Here is a 15,134-nt window from a genome sequence, read left to right as displayed (position 1 = left end):
CACCGCATGGCCCGGCCGGCCGCGGCTCAGCCGAGGACGGCGAGGGCGTCGATCTCGACGAGCAGTCCGGCCGGCAGGCCCACGTACACGGTGGTGCGGGCGGCGGGGGCCTCCTTCAGGCCCTGCTCCTCGAAGTAGGTGTTGTAGATGCCGTTCATCTCGGCGAAGTGCGCGGTGTCCGTGAGGTAGACGCGGATCATCATCACGTCGTCCCAGCTCGCGCCGCCCGCCTCCAGCACGGAGCGGACGTTCTCCAGCGTCTGCAGGGTCTGCTCGCGCAGCGTCGGCCCGGCGGGGGTGGGCGGCTGCCCGTCGACGTGCGGGAGGAATCCGACCTGGCCGGCGACCTGGAGGATGTTCCCCTTGCGCACGCCGTGCGAGAACCTCGCGGGCGGGACGGTGTGGGTGTCGGGGGTGATGGCGGTCTTCGCGGTGCCTGCGGTGCCTGCGGTGCTCGCGGTCACGTTCTCTCCTGTGCTCCTGAATAGTCCTGGCTGATGGCATCGGCGGTACGGAGTACCTGCGGCAGCAGCTCGAGGAGCCCGTCCGCGGAGACGACCACGCCGGGCGCGGAGACGGAGAGCGCGGCGACGACCCGCCCGTCCGGCCCGTGCACGGGCGCGCCGAGGCAGTTGACGGACTCCTCGTGCCCGCCGAGGTCGGTGGCCCAGCCCTGCTCGCGCACGAGGTCCAGCTCGCGGAGGAAGGCGGCGGCGTCCGGGGTGGAGCGGGGGGTGTAGCGGGGGTACTCGATCCGCTCGGCGAGGGCCCGGCGCTCGGCCTCGGGGAGGTCGGCGAGGAGCAGCTTGGCGACGGCGGCGACCGTGAGGGGCACGGGCCTGCCGATGCGGGAGTACATGCGGACGGGGTAGCGGCTGTCGACCTTGTCGACGTACACGACCTCGTCGTCCTGGTGGAGGGCGAGGTGAACGGTGTGCCCGGTGGCCCGGTTGAGCTCGACGAGGTGGGGGTGCGCGATCTCCCGGACGTCGAGGTTCTCCATGGCCTCGGCGGCGAGCGCGAAGAGCTTCGACCCCAGCCGGTAGCGGCCGTCCGGCTGGCGGTAGACGAAGCCGTGCTCGTCCAGCGTGCGCAGGAGGCGCAGGGCGGTGCTCTTGTGCACGGCGAGTTCGTCGGCGACCGCGCCGAGGGGGGCCGGGCCCGTCGCGAGCAGCGGCAGGATCCGGAGCGCCCGCTCCACCGACTGACTCATGCCGCGTCCCTTCGTGACCGTCACTGCGAACACCGGCTCCGCCGGCGCCCCGGGCTCCGCCCGGACCCGCGGTGCGGGGGCTGGCCCCCGCGACGGCGGCGCGCGTTGACCCGCCGTCATCCGGGATGTTAGACAGCATGCAGCGGCATACGCAACGACCGTTGCATACCACGCAACACCCGGGAGGCACCCGCATGGCCAGCGACAGCGACCCCGTCAAGGACCTCGCCGACGAGCCCGTCGACCACCGGTTCAAGGGGCTCCCGCCGGACGCCCAGACGCAGGGCCTCACCGTCGGGCAGCTCGCCGCCCAGCGGCGGGACCTCCACACCGGCGGTTTCACCACGCCCGTCCTGACGCTCGACGCCGAAGCACTGGAGCACAACCTCGCGGCGCTCGGCGCCTACGCCGCCCGCCACGACCTCGCCTTCGCCCCGCACGGCAAGACCTGCATGTCCCCGCAGCTGTTCCGCCGTCAGCTGGACCACGGCGCATGGGGCATCACCGCCGCCGTCCCCCACCAGGCCCGCGTCTACCGCGCCTTCGGCATCCAGCGGATCTTCCTCGCCAACGAGCTCGTCGATCCCGCCGCCCTGCGCTGGGTCGCCGGCGAGCTCGCCGGCGACCCCGACTTCCGCTTCGTCTGCTACGTCGACTCCGTGCGCGGGGTCCACCTCATGGACCGTGCCCTGCGCGACGCGCCCGCCGTCGTCGACGTCGTCGTCGAGCTCGGCGCCGGCGAGGGCGCCCGCACCGGGGCCCGTACCGAGGAGGACTGCCGCGCCGTCGCCGACGCGGTCGCCGCCACCGCCACCCTGCGGCTGGTCGGCATGGGCGGCTACGAGGCCGAGGTGCCCGACGCCGACCCGGCCCGCGTCCACGCGTACCTGCGCCGGCTCACCGCCCTGGCCGTCGAGTTCGACAAGGCGGGCCGGTTCGCCCCCGACCTGGAGGAGATCGTCGTCAGCGCCGGCGGCTCCGCCTGGTTCGACGCCGTCGCGGACGTCTTCGCCGAGCTGCCGGAGCTGTCCCGCCCCACGCTCAAGCTGCTCCGTTCCGGTGCGTACGTCTCCCACGACCACGGCTGGTACTCCCGCCTCACCCCCTTCAACCGCCACCCCGAGGAGGGCGGCCTGCGCCCGGCGTTCCGGCTGTGGACCCAGGTCGTCTCCCGGCCCTCCCCCGGCCAGGCCTTCGTCAACGCGGGCAAGCGAGACATCGCCTACGACCTGGGGCTGCCCGAGGCCGAGCTGGTCCGCGACGCCCTCACCGGCGTCGAACGCCCGGCCACCGGCGTCCGCGTGGTGAAACTGTCCGACCAGCACGCCTGGCTGGAGACCGACTCGGCCGACGACATCCAGGTCGGCGACCTGGTGGCACTCGGCATGTCGCACCCCTGCACGATCTTCGAGAAGTGGCAGCTGATCCCGGTCGTGGAGGCCGACGGCACCGTCACCGACTACGTCCGCACCTTCTTCTAGGAGCGGACCGGTGGACCTGGTCATCCGGGGGGCCCGCGTCGTCGACGGCACGGGCGGGCCTTCGTACACCGCGGACGTCGGCGTCCACGAGGGCCGGATCGCCGAGATCGGCTCGCTCCCCGGGGGCCGCAGGACCCTCGACGCGCACGGCCTCGCCCTCGCGCCCGGCTTCGTCGACATGCACGCCCACAGCGACCTCGCCCTGCTCCGCGACCCGGACCACAGCGCGAAGGCCGCCCAGGGCGTCACCCTCGAAGTCCTCGGCCAGGACGGCCTGTCGTACGCGCCCGCCGACGACCGGACGCTCGCCGGGGTACGGGCCGCCATCGCCGGCTGGAACGGGCCTGGCGACGACGTGGACTTCGACTGGCGCACGGTCGGCGGCTACCTCGACCGCCTGGACCGGGCCCACGGCGGCCAGGGCATCGCCGTCAACGCCGCCTACCTCGTCCCGCAGGGCACCGTCCGCGCCCACGCCCTCGGCTGGGACGACCGCCCCGCGACCGCGGCGGAGCTGGACCGGATGCGATCGCTCGTCGCCGACGGCCTGGCGCAGGGCGCCGTCGGCATGTCCTCCGGCCTCACCTACACCCCCGGCATGTACGCCTCCGGCGCCGAACTGACGGAACTGTGCCGGGTGGTGGCGGAGTACGGCGGCTACTACTGCCCGCACCACCGCTCGTACGGCCACGGCGCGCTGGCCGCCTACGCCGAGATGGTCGCGCTGACCCGGGAGGCCGGCTGCGCCCTGCACCTGGCCCACGCCACCATGAACTTCGGCGAGAACGAGGGCCGCGCCCCCGAGCTGCTCGCCCTCCTCGACGCGGCCCTGGCCGAGGGCGCCGACATCACCCTCGACAGCTACCCGTACACCCCCGGCTGCACCACCCTCGTCGCCCTCCTGCCCAGTTGGGCGAACGAGGGCGGCCCGGAGGCGGTCCTGGCCCGCCTGCGCGACGACGCGCAGGCCGGGCGGATCCGCCACGCGCTGGAAGTGGAGGGAGCGGACGGCTGCCACGGCGTTCCCGTCGACTGGTCCACGGTCGAGATCTCGGGCGTCGCCGATCCCGCCCTCGGCGCGTACGTCGGCACGCGCCTGGACGGCTGGGAGACCGCCCGCCGGCTGCTGCTGGACGACCGCCTCGCCCCGACCGTCCTCCAGCACGTCGGCCACGAGGAGAACGTACGGGCGATCATGCGCCACCGCGTCCACACCGGCGGCTCCGACGGCATCCTCCAGGGCGCGAAACCGCACCCGCGCGCCTACGGCACCTTCCCGCACTACCTCGGCCACTACGTCCGCGAACTCGGCCTGCTCTCCCTGGAGGAATGCGTGGCGCACCTGGCCGGCCGCCCCGCGGCGCGCCTGCGCCTGCCCGACCGGGGCCTGGTCCGCGTGGGCCACCGCGCCGACCTCGTCCTCTTCGATCCCGGCACGGTCGCGGCCGGGTCCACGTACGAGCGGCCGCGGGTGCTGCCGACCGGCATCCCGCACGTCCTGATCGACGGGCGGTTCGTCATCCGCGACGGGCGCCGGACGGACGTGCTGGCCGGGCGTTCCGTGCGCCGCACCGCACGTGATCTTCGGTGAATCCGGCACCTACGATGGGCGGCATGGTCGCCTTCGCCCTCGCCGCCCTGCTCTTCCTCGCGTTCTGCATAAGCGTCCGGCAGGACCGGCGCCGCTTCAGCAACGCCGTGCTCCTGGGGCTGACCTTCCTCAGTGCCTGCTCCGCCCTGTTCCTCCAGGTGGGCAAGCTGCCCACCTGGGCGGCCGTCACGGTCGTCGTACTCGCCTTCGCCTCACCCGCGTTCGGAATCCTGGCGCTGGGCGTCTTCCTCGTCCGCAACGGCATGACCATGGTCCGCAAGGAGGGCCTGCGGCCGGCCAACCTGCTGTCGATGCTCGCAGGCCTCGCGATCTTCGCGCTGATCGCGCTGCTGGTCCTCGTCGGCGTGGTCGGCTCCCCCGTCCTGGGCGGCATCGCCGGAACGCTCACCGTGGTGGCCGGCTACGTCTCCTTCGTCTTCTTCTGCTTCCTCGGCTACGCCTTCCTGTACGGGCGGATCAAGGTGCGCGGCGACGTCGACCACGTGGTCATGCTGGGGTCGGGGCTGATCGGCGGGGAGCGCGTGCCGCCGCTGCTGGCCTCGCGCCTGCGCAAGGGACGGCAGATCTACGAGGGCCAGCTGGCCCGGGCCGGCCGGCCGCCGGTGCTGCTCGTCTCGGGCGGCAAGGGCTCGGACGAGAAGATCGCGGAGGCCCGGGCGATGGCCGACTGGCTGATCGCGGAGGGCGTGCCGGCGGAGCACATCGTGCTGGAGGACAGGTCCACCACGACCGAGGAGAACATGCGCTTCAGCCGGGAGATCATGGAGGCGCACGATCCGGCCTACCGGTGCGTGGTGGTCACCAACAACTTCCATGCCTTCCGGGCCGCGATGCTGGCCCGCAAGACCGGCGTCAACGGGCAGGTACTGGGCTCCCCCACCGCGAAGTACTACTGGCCGAGCGCCACCATCCGGGAGTTCGTCGCGGTCTTCTGGGAGCACCGGACGGTGAACCTCGCGATCTGCGGCCTGCTGACCGTGCTCGGCGCGCTCGGCACACTGGCCGCGGTCCTCGTCTGACCCCGTCCGCTCAGCCGAAGACGAGGCCCCCTTTCGGCATGGGGGCGGGGGCGGGTGCCCGGGCGCGCGGAGGTGCCGCGACTCCCCCCTTGGCAGCCACGGCACCGGCACGCTCCCGTTCGCTACAGGCGCTGCCAGAGCGCCGGGACGTTCGGCGGCTCCCAGCCCGTCTGCGCCTGGTGCCCCTGGATGCAGCGGTAGCTCGCGCCGCCGTGGGTGACGGTGGCGCCGGCCGCGTAGACGGTGCCCGCCTTCCAGCTGCCGCCCGGCTCGGGCTCACCGGGGCCGGGGCCGGGACCCGGGTCGCTGCCGGTGACCTTGAGGGTCAGTCCGTACGCCGACAGGATCGGGTTCAGCGGCTGGAAGAAGGTGGTCCCGCCGCTGGAGCAGTTGCCGGAGCCGCCCGAGGTCACGCCCTGGGCCTGGCTCCCTGAGATGTAGGAGCCGCCGGAATCGCCCGGCTCGGCGCACACCGTCGTGCGGGTCACGCCGGAGATGGTGCCCTCGGGGTAGGTGACGCTGGTGTCGTGCTGCTGGATCGTGCCGCAGTGCCAGCCGGTGGTCGAGCCGGAACGACACACCGAGGCGCCGACCGGCTGCAGCACCGAGCCGGTGACCTGCACGTTCACTCCCCCGCTGCCCTTCACGTACGGGGTCGGGGCCCACTGGGAGTTGGCGGCCACCCAGGCCATGTCGTTGCCGGGGAAGACCGAGGCCTGGAAGGAACCCTGCGCGACCTGGTTGAAGCCGCTGGTGGTGGTGCCGGCGCGCCCGCAGTGCCCGGCGGTGGCGAAGCCGCTGGTGCTCCCCTTGGTGACCGGGAAGCCCACGGAGCAGCGGCCGCTGCCGTTCATGTAGTACGCGTCCCCGCCGCGCAGGTCGTAGAGGGGACGCGGGGCCTCGACCGTACGGACCACCGTGACCAGGGCCGCGTCGGTCCCGGTGGCGGCCAGCAGCCGCGCGGCCGCCCCGGGCTCGGCCTCCTCGACGACCAGGGTGTTGGAGCGCGGGTCGACGTACCGCACGGGGGTCCCGGCGGTGGCCGCCCCGTCCAGGGCGGCCTTGGCGGAGTCCAGGTCGGCCAGCGTGCGGGTGACGACCTTCGCCCTGGCTCCGGTGGCCCGTATCGCGGCGGTGTCGGCGGCGCGGGTGGTGGCGACGGTGAGGGTGGCCGCGTCGGGCCCGTCCACCCAGGCCCCGGCGAAGGCGGCGCCGAGCCGCATCCGCAGCCGGGCGGCGGCGGCCCCCGCCTCGGCCTCGTGCGCGAGGCGGGCCTTGGCCTGCGTGGGGGTCAGGCCGAGGTCGCGCTGCATGGCGGCGAGCAGCTCGGGCGGGGCGTCGGCGGTGCGCAGGGTGGTCGCCGCCGAGGGGGCGGCGGGGCCGGAGTCGGCGGTGGCGCCGCTCGTCCCGGCCAGCAGCAGCCCGGCGGCGGCCAGGGCGGTACACGCCGGGCGGGCGTGTCGCTTGAGCATGGGGGATCTCCTCGGTTTCCGGTGGGGTCTGCGGAAACCGTAGAAATCCGAACCGGCCTGCGGGAGCTGCCGGTTGGCCCCTCCCCCGGTGTTATGCCCGCGGCGCCGGGGCGGCCGAAGTGCGTTCATGGGCCGGTGGCCGGACCATGGGGCCAGGGGAAGGGGAAACCGTAGGAGGTACGCGATGGTCAGTGAACCCGACGAGCAGCCCACACGGTCGGACCGGCTCTTCACGGGCGGGGAGCGGCCGTACGACCCCGAGGACCTCGTGATGGTGACCGGCCACGACCCGACTCCGGAGCGGGTCGCGAAGGCACGCGAGCTGATGGAGAAGGAGGGCCCGCAGGTCATCGAGCGCTACCTGCCGTAAGCAGACCGCCACGAAGGCTGCCCACCGCCCCCGGCCCCGCCGGGGGCGTCCCCCGATCCCGCTTCCAGCCCCGCCGGGCGCCAATCCAGCCCCGCCGGCGTTTGAGGCGCGGGGCGTGGGGCGGAGCCCCGGTCTTTCAGCCCCGCCGGCGTTTGAGGCGCGGGGTCTGGGGCGGAGCCCCGGGAGGCCGCGCCGCAGCCGGGCCGGCTACGCGGCAGACCACGGCACCGCGTGCCGCAACCCCCCGCCACCCGCCCCCGCCCTGGCCAAGGCCTCCGCATGCGCAGCCCTCGCATGCGCCAGCACCCCCGCAGCCCCGGCGGCAGCCCCCGCGGCGGGATGCCAGCCCAGCAGGTGCCGCCACACCAGCGGAGTCCCGGCCAGCGGCCGCGTGACCACCCCCGGGGTCGCCGGGAAGGTCGCCCGGCACAGCCCGACCGCCCGCCCGACCTGCACCAGGTGCACGCACGACGCGGTGTCGGTCTCGTAGACGCATGCGGGCGTGAACCCGGCCCGTACGCAGGCCGCGGCGAAACAGTCCCCGAAGCACCCGTCGCCCGGCACGTCCGCCCAGGCCTCGGCGGCCAGCTCGGCCAGCTCGACCTCCCCGCGCGGGGCGAGGGCCAGCGGATGGTCCTCGGCCAGCATCACGTGCACCGGGTCCCGCGCCACCTCCATCCAGGCGAGGCGCCCCGGTTCGGGCGGGGCGCTCTCCCCGCAGACCCCGACCAGCGCGAAGTCCAGGCGCCCGTCGGCGACGCTCCCGGCGACCTCGCGCTCGGACCAGGAGGTGTACGTGGTCACCGGCACCCCGGGCGCCTCGCGGGCGAGCCGGTCCACGAGCCCGCCGAGCAGCGGCCCGTGCGTCCCGCCGAGCCGGTGGCCGTGCGCCGCCCCCTGCCGGGCGAACCGCTGGGCCTCCTCCTGCAGCTCGCACACCGCGGGCAGCAGCACCCGCGCCCGCTCCAGTACGAGCTCCCCGAGCGCGGTGGCCCGTACTCCCTCGCGTCCGCGGACGAACAGCATCCCGCCCAGTGCCCGCTCGATCCGCTTCAGCTGCGTACTGAGCGCGGGCTGCGCGAGGCCGAGGACGGTGGCGGCCCGGGTCAGGCTCCCGGCGTCGGCGACGGCCCTGACGATCTTGAGGTGTCTCAGCTCCAGATCCATGCCACGAGCTTGGTCCAGACCTATAAGCGTGCGCTACGGGTCGTGCGCATCCAGAATCGTTAATGCTCGTTAGCCGCCAGAGGGCCGCAACCCTAAGGACAGGTAAATGCACGCACTCGATGTCGACTGGGAACACCCCACGGACCCGCGCCCCGGACCACGGCTCGACCACGTCCGCGCCTACGTGAGCACCGCGGGCGCCGACGGGCACCTGTGGCACGGCGTTCCCACCCTGCTGCTCACCACGGTGGACCGCGCCACCGGCCGCACCGTCCGCACCCCGCTGATCTACGGCGAGGACGCGGGCCGCTTCATCGTCCTGGCCGCCGGCGACGGGGCCCGGGACCACCCCCACTGGTACCGGAACCTCACGGCCCACCCGGAGGTCCGCCTGCAGGTCGGGGCCGCCACCGTGAAGGCGACGGCGCGCACGGCCACGCCGGAGGAGCGGGAGATGTACTGGGACATGATGACGGCCCTCTGGCCTCCGTTCGAGGACGACCAGAGGGCCGCCCGGCCGCGCGAGATCCCCTTGGTGATCCTGGAGGGGTAGCGCGTACGGATCGTGGTGTCCGGCGACGCCGGGAGGACCGGACGGCCCCGGGACCGCGGCTAGACCGCGGCGTCGAACCTCACCGAGCGCACTTCGAGGTCGTCGCGTGCCGGGTTGCCGTTCGCCCGCAGCCGGTACTCGGAGCCCGTGCAGTCCGCCCCCTTGTAGACGATCACCGGGGTGTCGGTCCGGTTGTGCGGGCCGTAGCCGGGGAGCAGCGCGTCGGAGCCGACCGCCCGCAGGTTGATGCACTTGCCGCTGTGCGGGTCGGTCAGCACGAGGGTCTGCTCCTGCCCCAGGTCGTCGACGTACTTGTAGGAGAAGTGGCCGGTGGCGGCCAGCGCCGATCCGGGCAGCGACAGGGCCAGGGCGAACGCGGCCAGGGCGGCGGCCGCGGCGTTGCGGAGCTTCATGGGGAGGAATCCCTTCCGAGGGAACGGGGGCGTGCCGGCACGACCCTAGGAGGACGGAACGGGACGAATCGATCCTCCAAGATCGCTCGGCGTGGCGCGCCCCGCAGGGCGAGGCGCGCTCTAGGTGGTCGGCGCGGCGACCGCGCTGTACGTGCGCCCGCCCGCGACGTAGTCGCCCAGCGGGGTCATGCCGAAGCCGTCGACGTGCACCTTCCAGGACGGCACGTTGCCGGCCTCGATGAACGCCACCACCGCGTCGGCCCGTTCCGAGGCGGCCGCGACGGCCATGGTGAACAGGGCCCGGGCCACACCCCGCCCCCGGTACGCGGCATCGACGACGACCGGCCCGTAGAGGAGCCACCGCGCCTCGCCGAGCGGGTGCCCTTCCCACTCCAGGGTGTCCTGCGCCCGGAGCAGCCCCGCGACCGGCGGCGACGGATCGGCCAGATCCGCCGCGACCGACAGGGCGAGCAGGCCGGCGACCCGGCCGCGGTCGTCCGCGACCAGCAGCTCACGGGCCCGGGCCATCGCGCGCAGGACGCCCGCGTCGAAGCGGCCCTGCACGAACCCCTGCTCCGCCCGTTGCCGCTCCGTCAGGGCGTCGTGGTGGTTGGCGGCGAAGAGCTCGGCCATGGCGGGCGCGTCGGCCTCGGTGGCGTACCGGTACTCCATGCGGCGATCGTGCCACGCGCGCCCCGCCCGGCCCCGTCGCCGACACCGACTCCTAGGTCGTCTCTTTTGGATCTTGCCGGTCAGGCCAGATCCGGAAGAGACGGCCTAGGCCGGGTGGTGCAGGGCCCGGGCCCGGGCGAGGTCGATCGCGGCGCCCGTACCCACGTCCAGGAAGCATTCAGCCTGCCACGCCTGCGTTCCCCGGGCCTGCCGGCTCTCCACCGCGACCCACGGCGGGTACACCCGGAAGGCGCGCTTCCCGCCGGCCCCGTTCACGGACAGGATGCCGCGCTCACGGAGCACCTCACGGGGGAACACGAACTGCCCGAAGCCGTCCGCGTCCCTGGCACTGACCACGACGAGGTCGACGGGGTCCGCCACGTCGAACGGCCGGATCGGTCCGGCGTCGGACCTCTTCCACACCGTGACGAACTGCCCGGCCTTCGTCGGGGTCGTCCTGGCCGCGCGGAAGGTCACGCGCAGCCCGTCCAGCGTGAACGCGTACGCCCCGTACTCGGCGCTCTCCGCCTCGGCGGCCGGCCGGGAACACGTGAACCCGCACCGGTCGTAGACCAGGGTCTTCGCCACGAGGAGGTCCTCGTGCACCGCACCCGCCCACACCTGCGACTCACCCGTGGTCACAGACGGTCACCTCCACGTCCCGTGCGCACAACGCGTCGGTGATCAGCGGCTCGATGCGCGACCAGGTGCCGCCCGCGAGCCCGCACCCGATGCGCGGCATGTGGACACCGGCGCCCAGCTCGACGGCGTGTTCGGCCAGCGCGCCGAGGCAGCGCCGAACGGCGTCGTAGCGGATCGGCGGCCCCCCGCTCCCGGTGCGTATCCCGCGCTGTCCGACCATGTTGGCCACCCACACGTCGGGCTTCACCCGCACCACCTGCACGGCGCCGAGCCCGAAGTCGTTCCCGCTGCGGCCCCGGTGCCAGGCCCGGAACGCCGCCTCGGGCTCGGGCCACCGCTTCGAGACGGCCAGCACGAAGCCCTTCCCCCACCCGCCGAGGTCATTGCAGACATGGGCGATGATCTTGGGTCCCTTGGCCTGGGGGCTCGTCGCGTCCCCGGCGATGATCCTGAGCGGCTTCATCCCCCGAACGCTACGCGGCACCACTGACAACGCGGGCCGGACCGGACGGGAGCCCCCGCCCGGCCCGGCCGTCCCGCCGTCCCGCCACCCCTCACAGGTACTCGCGCGCGAATTCCACCGCCCACTCCACCGCCGCCACCGGGATCGCGGCCGACTCCGCGGCGATGGTGATCCGGGCGGACTCCCAGCCCGCGTCGTGTTCCCGGAAGATCGCGAAGTGCCCTTCCTCCGCGGCCCCTTCCGCTCTGACCAGGAACTCGATCGCCCGGTCGTCGCCGTCCGTGCCGACCGTGGTGATCGCCATGTCACCGACTACGAACTCCACTGCTCGCGCCCCTCAGTAGCCGCTGTTCAGGTACACCAGGAAGAGCAGCGCCATCAAGATCGCCCCCGCCGCCATGAGGGCGCCCGCCGCGGCCACGATCACCGTGCCCACCCGTTCCACCCCCCGGCGGTAGTCCGCCGGCTTCCACTCGCCCTGGTTCATGCGCCCAGCCTCACGGCACCCGCGCCCCGCCACATGAGTGCGCGTACTCATGCGGCGTACTCAGTCACCCTCGGTTCTCAGCCGTTTCCCGAGGTGACGAGCGCAACATCCGTCACTTCGGCGCGGTCCGCACCCACTCATTCCGCAGGCCGGAGCAGGGGCGCGGCCCCGGATTCCAAGGGGGGACCGCAGCACCACCCACCCATTGCCCGAAATTAGGACATTTCGCCCTTCGGGTCTGTCTTCGAAAAGGCGCGTCACGCCTGCTCCCGGGCCCGTAAGCTCCCGTCATGCAGGTGATCCAGTCAACCAAACTCGCCAATGTCTGCTACGAGATCCGCGGGCCCGTGCTCGAAGAGGCCATGCGGCTCGAAGCAGCAGGTCATCGCATCCTCAAGCTCAACACCGGCAACCCCGCGGCCTTCGGCTTCGACTGCCCGCCGGAGATCCTTGAGGACATGCTCCGCAACCTGGGCAACGCCCACGGCTACGGAGACGCGAAGGGGCTGCTCTCCGCGCGCCGCGCGGTCATGCAGCACTACCAGACCAAGGGCATCGACCTGGACGTCGAGGACATCTACCTCGGCAACGGCGTCTCCGAGCTGATCCAGATGTCGATGCAGGCACTGCTCGACGACGGTGACGAGGTGCTGGTCCCCGCGCCGGACTACCCGCTGTGGACCGCGTCCGTCTCCCTCGCCGGCGGCACGGCCGTGCACTACCGCTGCGACGAGCAGGCCGACTGGATGCCGGACCTCGCCGACATCGAGCGCAAGGTCACCGACCGCACCAAGGCGATCGTGATCATCAACCCGAACAACCCGACCGGCGCGGTCTACGACGAGGAGATGCTGCGCGGGCTGACGGACATCGCCCGCCGCCACAACCTGGTCGTCTGCTCGGACGAGATCTACGACCGGATCCTCTACGACGGCGCCGTGCACCACAACACCGCCGCCATCGCCCCCGACCTGCTGACGCTGACCTTCAACGGCCTCTCGAAGAACTACCGCGTCGCCGGGTACCGGGCCGGCTGGATGGCGGTCTGCGGCCCGAAGAAGCACGCCACCTGCTACATCGAGGGCCTGACGATCCTGGCGAACATGCGCCTGTGCGCGAACATGCCCTCTCAGCACGCCGTGGCCACCGCGCTCGGCGGCCGGCAGTCGATCCAGGACCTGGTCCTGCCCGGCGGGCGGATCCTGGAACAGCGCAACGTCGCGTACGAGATGCTCACCCAGATCCCGGGCGTCACCTGCGTGAAGCCGAAGGGCGCGCTGTACGCCTTCCCGCGGCTGGACCCGTCCGTCTACAAGATCAAGGACGACCGGCAGATGGTCCTCGACCTGCTGCGGGCCGAGAAGATCATGGTCGTGCACGGCACGGGCTTCAACTGGCCCGAGCCCGACCACTTCCGGATCGTGACCCTGCCGAACGCCACGGATCTGGCCGATGCCGTGACCCGGATCGGGAACTTCCTCGACGGCTACAGCCAGCTCTAGCGGCGGACGCGAAGACCAACAACAGGATTCAGCTCAACTTTAGAACCAATCCAATGTAGGATGGTCTCCTGACCACGCAGGAGGCCACCTCATGTACGAGCCGATCCGCACGAAGCCGGTCGTCCGCCGCATGGGCGCCACTCCGGCCGACTACCCGCAGAGCAGCCGCGGCGAGGCACTGGACATCCAGCTCGCCGGCCACCTCTCGGCCCTGCTCGCCGTCACCGACGAGCTCGGGCTCGACGAGGCCGCCGCCGGGATCGCCGCCCAGGTCGCCCGGCTGCGCGGGTCCCAGCCCGCGCGTGCGCAGCAGAGCCCCGCCGCGGACGTCGCCGCGCTGCACCAGCGCGCACACGACCTCGCCGCCCGCGCGCTCCTCGTCGCCGCCTCGCGCGCCGACACCACCGTCGCGATCCTCGCCGCCGAGCGCATGGACGCGCACGCCGCCGCCCTGAAGTCCGCGGACTTGGCCGGCGCCCTCTAGACGGCCCCGGTCCGGGGCCGCGGAGGCTCCGGACCGGGTGCCACACCCCGGTGCCGACCGCCCCCGCGATGCACGCGCGCGGCTCGTTCCTCGGCCTGCCGCAAGGGCGGGAATTGGACAGAATCCGGTGCTCCGAACACGATGAGGGCTGAAAGTTCGCGGCAGCACGGGGGAGGCCGCTCACAAAGTCCATCTCCTCCACGCCGCTTCGTCCCCGTTTCAGCAGCCTGGAGAGACTTCACCGATGAGCTTCGGCGACCCGAACAACCCCTACGGCCAGCAGCCCCCGCAGGGCCAGCCCGGCTACCCGCAGCAGGCCCCGCAGGGCGTCCCCCCGCAGTACGGCTACCCGCAGCAGCCCCCGCAGGGTGCGGCTCCGCAGTACGGCTACCCGCAGCAGACGCCGCCGCCGCCGGCCTACGGCTACCCGCAGCAGCCGGGGATGCCGGGCATGCCGGGCGCGGGCATGCCGCCGCTGGCCCACTGGGGTCTGCGCGTCGGCGCGTACCTGCTCGACGTGCTGATCATCGCCGGCCCGATGTACGCGCTGATCGGCATCGGCGCGGCCATCGCCGGCGGCGACTCCGACGCCGTGGCGCCCGGTGTGCTCAGCCTCGTCGGTTTCCTGTACGCCATCGGCATGGGCCTGTTCCAGCTCCACAAGGAGGGCACCACCGGCCAGACGATGGGCAAGAAGGTCGTCGGGATCAGCCTGCACAAGGAGGCCGACGGCTCGACCCTCGGCTTCGGCATGGCCTTCGTGCGCAAGCTGGCGCACATGCTGGACGGCATCCCCTGCTACATCGGCTGGCTGTGGCCGCTGTGGGACGCCAAGAAGCAGACCTTCGCCGACAAGGTGTGCGGCACCGTCGTCGTCAAGGTCAAGTGACCCCTTGAGCGCACACACCGGCCCGCGCCGCCCGGCGCGGGCCGGTGGCACACACCAGTGACCAACGCCGGTTACCCACGCCGGTGACGCGGGCCGCTCGCGGCGCCGCCAGGGCGTGTCACGGCCCGTCAGGCGTGTCCGGCGTCCGCGCGAACTCGGCGCCCGCGACCCCGCACCACGGCACCGTCGCCACCGGCCACACCGGGCCGACCGCCTCCCCGTGCTCGGTCGCCCCCGGGGCCACGCCCGGGATCCTCAGCAGCGCCTGTGCGGCCCGGCGCGCCGGGTCCGGTTCGGCGCCGTCGCGGAACTCGACCGTGACGACGTACGCGCCGGCGCCCTCGGCCCGCCCCGCCGCCTCCACCGCGGCCACCACCCGCCGGCTCGCCGGATCGATTCGGCACCCGGTGACCCGTACGTCCTCCAGGGCCGCCCGGGGCGGCGCCTCGGGGGGTTCGCCGCCGCTCGCCCACACGTACAGGCCCAGCGGGGCGAACACCAGCAGCCCGGCCAGCGTCACCAGGCCGACCAGCCAGCCCTGCCACTTCAACGCGCTCACGCCCATGCCCCGATCCTCCCGGGCCACCGCCCCGCCCACCAGCACCCACGGGCTCACACAGCATTTCGAAGTGGGACCGCCTGGACACCTGACGTTCATTCAACTCAGCGCGGAATGTGGGTTTCCGCGAGCACGC

19 protein-coding genes are annotated in these 15,134 nt (G+C 73.1%); 8 read left to right on the top strand and 11 right to left on the bottom strand.

Annotated features, from left to right (window positions below; all coding sequences use genetic code 11):
- Positions 1-26 precede the first annotated feature (26 nt).
- Positions 27-464 carry a RidA family protein gene (locus OG472_RS27975; protein WP_383565533.1) on the bottom strand — a complete coding sequence of 146 codons (438 nt, stop codon included), beginning with the start codon at positions 462-464 and terminating at the stop codon, positions 27-29.
- Positions 461-1,213 carry an IclR family transcriptional regulator gene (locus tag OG472_RS27970; RefSeq protein WP_401606978.1) on the bottom strand — a complete coding sequence of 251 codons (753 nt, stop codon included), beginning with the start codon at positions 1,211-1,213 and terminating at the stop codon, positions 461-463. Before OG472_RS27970 ends, OG472_RS27975 begins: the two co-directional genes overlap by 4 nt.
- A 194-nt stretch (positions 1,214-1,407) precedes the next feature.
- On the opposite strand from OG472_RS27970, the gene OG472_RS27965 reads away from it, so the two are divergent.
- From OG472_RS27965 to OG472_RS27955, 3 genes are read left to right on the top strand one after another with little or no spacing between them, the layout of a single operon-like run.
- The gene (locus tag OG472_RS27965) at positions 1,408-2,694 is read left to right on the top strand and encodes an alanine racemase (RefSeq protein ID WP_405942179.1); all 1,287 of its coding nucleotides are present in this window, start codon (positions 1,408-1,410) and stop codon (positions 2,692-2,694) included.
- Between the two features lie 10 nt (positions 2,695-2,704).
- On the top strand, positions 2,705-4,285 hold the full coding sequence (locus OG472_RS27960) for an amidohydrolase family protein (protein ID WP_401606983.1): 1,581 nt from the start codon (positions 2,705-2,707) through the stop codon (positions 4,283-4,285).
- 23 nt (positions 4,286-4,308) lie between these two features.
- A complete protein-coding gene (locus tag OG472_RS27955; protein WP_401606985.1) occupies positions 4,309-5,325 on the top strand; it encodes a YdcF family protein in 1,017 nt (338 codons plus the stop codon).
- Between the two features lie 122 nt (positions 5,326-5,447).
- On the opposite strand, the gene OG472_RS27950 is transcribed toward OG472_RS27955, so the two are convergent.
- Positions 5,448-6,797: a carbohydrate-binding protein gene (locus OG472_RS27950; protein ID WP_405831775.1), complete on the bottom strand. Its 1,350-nt coding sequence runs from the start codon at positions 6,795-6,797 to the stop codon at positions 5,448-5,450.
- Positions 6,798-6,981: 184 nt separating this feature from the next.
- On the opposite strand from OG472_RS27950, the gene OG472_RS27945 reads away from it, so the two are divergent.
- Positions 6,982-7,167, top strand: coding sequence for a hypothetical protein (locus OG472_RS27945; RefSeq protein WP_030714122.1), 186 nt, complete (start codon positions 6,982-6,984; stop codon positions 7,165-7,167).
- Between the two features lie 207 nt (positions 7,168-7,374).
- On the opposite strand, the gene OG472_RS27940 is transcribed toward OG472_RS27945, so the two are convergent.
- On the bottom strand, positions 7,375-8,334 hold the full coding sequence (locus tag OG472_RS27940; RefSeq protein WP_401606988.1) for a LysR family transcriptional regulator: 960 nt from the start codon (positions 8,332-8,334) through the stop codon (positions 7,375-7,377).
- Positions 8,335-8,440: 106 nt separating this feature from the next.
- Here OG472_RS27940 and OG472_RS27935 point away from each other — a divergent pair, with 106 nt between their 5' ends.
- On the top strand, positions 8,441-8,887 hold the full coding sequence (locus OG472_RS27935; RefSeq protein WP_401606990.1) for a nitroreductase/quinone reductase family protein: 447 nt from the start codon (positions 8,441-8,443) through the stop codon (positions 8,885-8,887).
- Between the two features lie 59 nt (positions 8,888-8,946).
- Here the strand turns inward: OG472_RS27935 and OG472_RS27930 are convergent, their stop codons facing one another.
- The 6 genes from OG472_RS27930 to OG472_RS27905 form a co-directional block, all read right to left on the bottom strand.
- Positions 8,947-9,300, bottom strand: coding sequence for a hypothetical protein (locus OG472_RS27930; protein ID WP_401606992.1), 354 nt, complete (start codon positions 9,298-9,300; stop codon positions 8,947-8,949).
- 120 nt (positions 9,301-9,420) lie between these two features.
- Complete coding sequence (locus tag OG472_RS27925; RefSeq protein ID WP_401606994.1) at positions 9,421-9,972, bottom strand: GNAT family N-acetyltransferase; 552 nt, start codon at positions 9,970-9,972, stop codon at positions 9,421-9,423.
- Between the two features lie 105 nt (positions 9,973-10,077).
- The gene (locus OG472_RS27920; RefSeq protein ID WP_401606995.1) at positions 10,078-10,614 is read right to left on the bottom strand and encodes a MepB family protein; all 537 of its coding nucleotides are present in this window, start codon (positions 10,612-10,614) and stop codon (positions 10,078-10,080) included.
- A complete protein-coding gene (locus OG472_RS27915) occupies positions 10,601-11,077 on the bottom strand; it encodes a macro domain-containing protein (RefSeq protein WP_405831772.1) in 477 nt (158 codons plus the stop codon). The genes OG472_RS27920 and OG472_RS27915 overlap by 14 nt, the downstream gene beginning before the upstream one ends.
- Positions 11,078-11,168: 91 nt before the next feature.
- Positions 11,169-11,402, bottom strand: a complete 234-nt coding sequence (locus OG472_RS27910) for a hypothetical protein (RefSeq protein WP_401606998.1) — start codon at positions 11,400-11,402, stop codon at positions 11,169-11,171.
- Positions 11,403-11,414: 12 nt separating this feature from the next.
- Positions 11,415-11,564 (bottom strand): hypothetical protein, encoded by a 150-nt coding sequence (locus OG472_RS27905; RefSeq protein ID WP_401607000.1) that lies wholly within the window; start codon positions 11,562-11,564, stop codon positions 11,415-11,417.
- A gap of 290 nt (positions 11,565-11,854) precedes the next feature.
- Between OG472_RS27905 and OG472_RS27900 the strand changes: the two genes are divergently transcribed.
- The 3 genes from OG472_RS27900 (at position 11,855) to OG472_RS27890 (ending at position 14,439) form a co-directional block, all read left to right on the top strand.
- Positions 11,855-13,066, top strand: a complete 1,212-nt coding sequence (locus OG472_RS27900) for a pyridoxal phosphate-dependent aminotransferase (protein ID WP_383565505.1) — start codon at positions 11,855-11,857, stop codon at positions 13,064-13,066.
- 91 nt (positions 13,067-13,157) lie between these two features.
- Positions 13,158-13,550, top strand: a complete 393-nt coding sequence (locus tag OG472_RS27895) for a hypothetical protein (RefSeq protein ID WP_401607003.1) — start codon at positions 13,158-13,160, stop codon at positions 13,548-13,550.
- 244 nt (positions 13,551-13,794) lie between these two features.
- Complete coding sequence (locus tag OG472_RS27890) at positions 13,795-14,439, top strand: RDD family protein (protein ID WP_405831770.1); 645 nt, start codon at positions 13,795-13,797, stop codon at positions 14,437-14,439.
- Between the two features lie 118 nt (positions 14,440-14,557).
- Here the strand turns inward: OG472_RS27890 and OG472_RS27885 are convergent, their stop codons facing one another.
- Complete coding sequence (locus tag OG472_RS27885; protein WP_383565500.1) at positions 14,558-14,998, bottom strand: hypothetical protein; 441 nt, start codon at positions 14,996-14,998, stop codon at positions 14,558-14,560.
- Between the last annotated feature and the right edge of the window lie 136 nt (positions 14,999-15,134).

It is taken from the genome of Streptomyces sp. NBC_00207, assembly GCF_045160965.1.
GTDB lineage: Bacteria > Actinomycetota > Actinomycetes > Streptomycetales > Streptomycetaceae > Streptomyces.
Note: the sequence above shows the minus strand (reverse complement) of the source record. Positions and strands in the feature narration are given on the sequence as shown.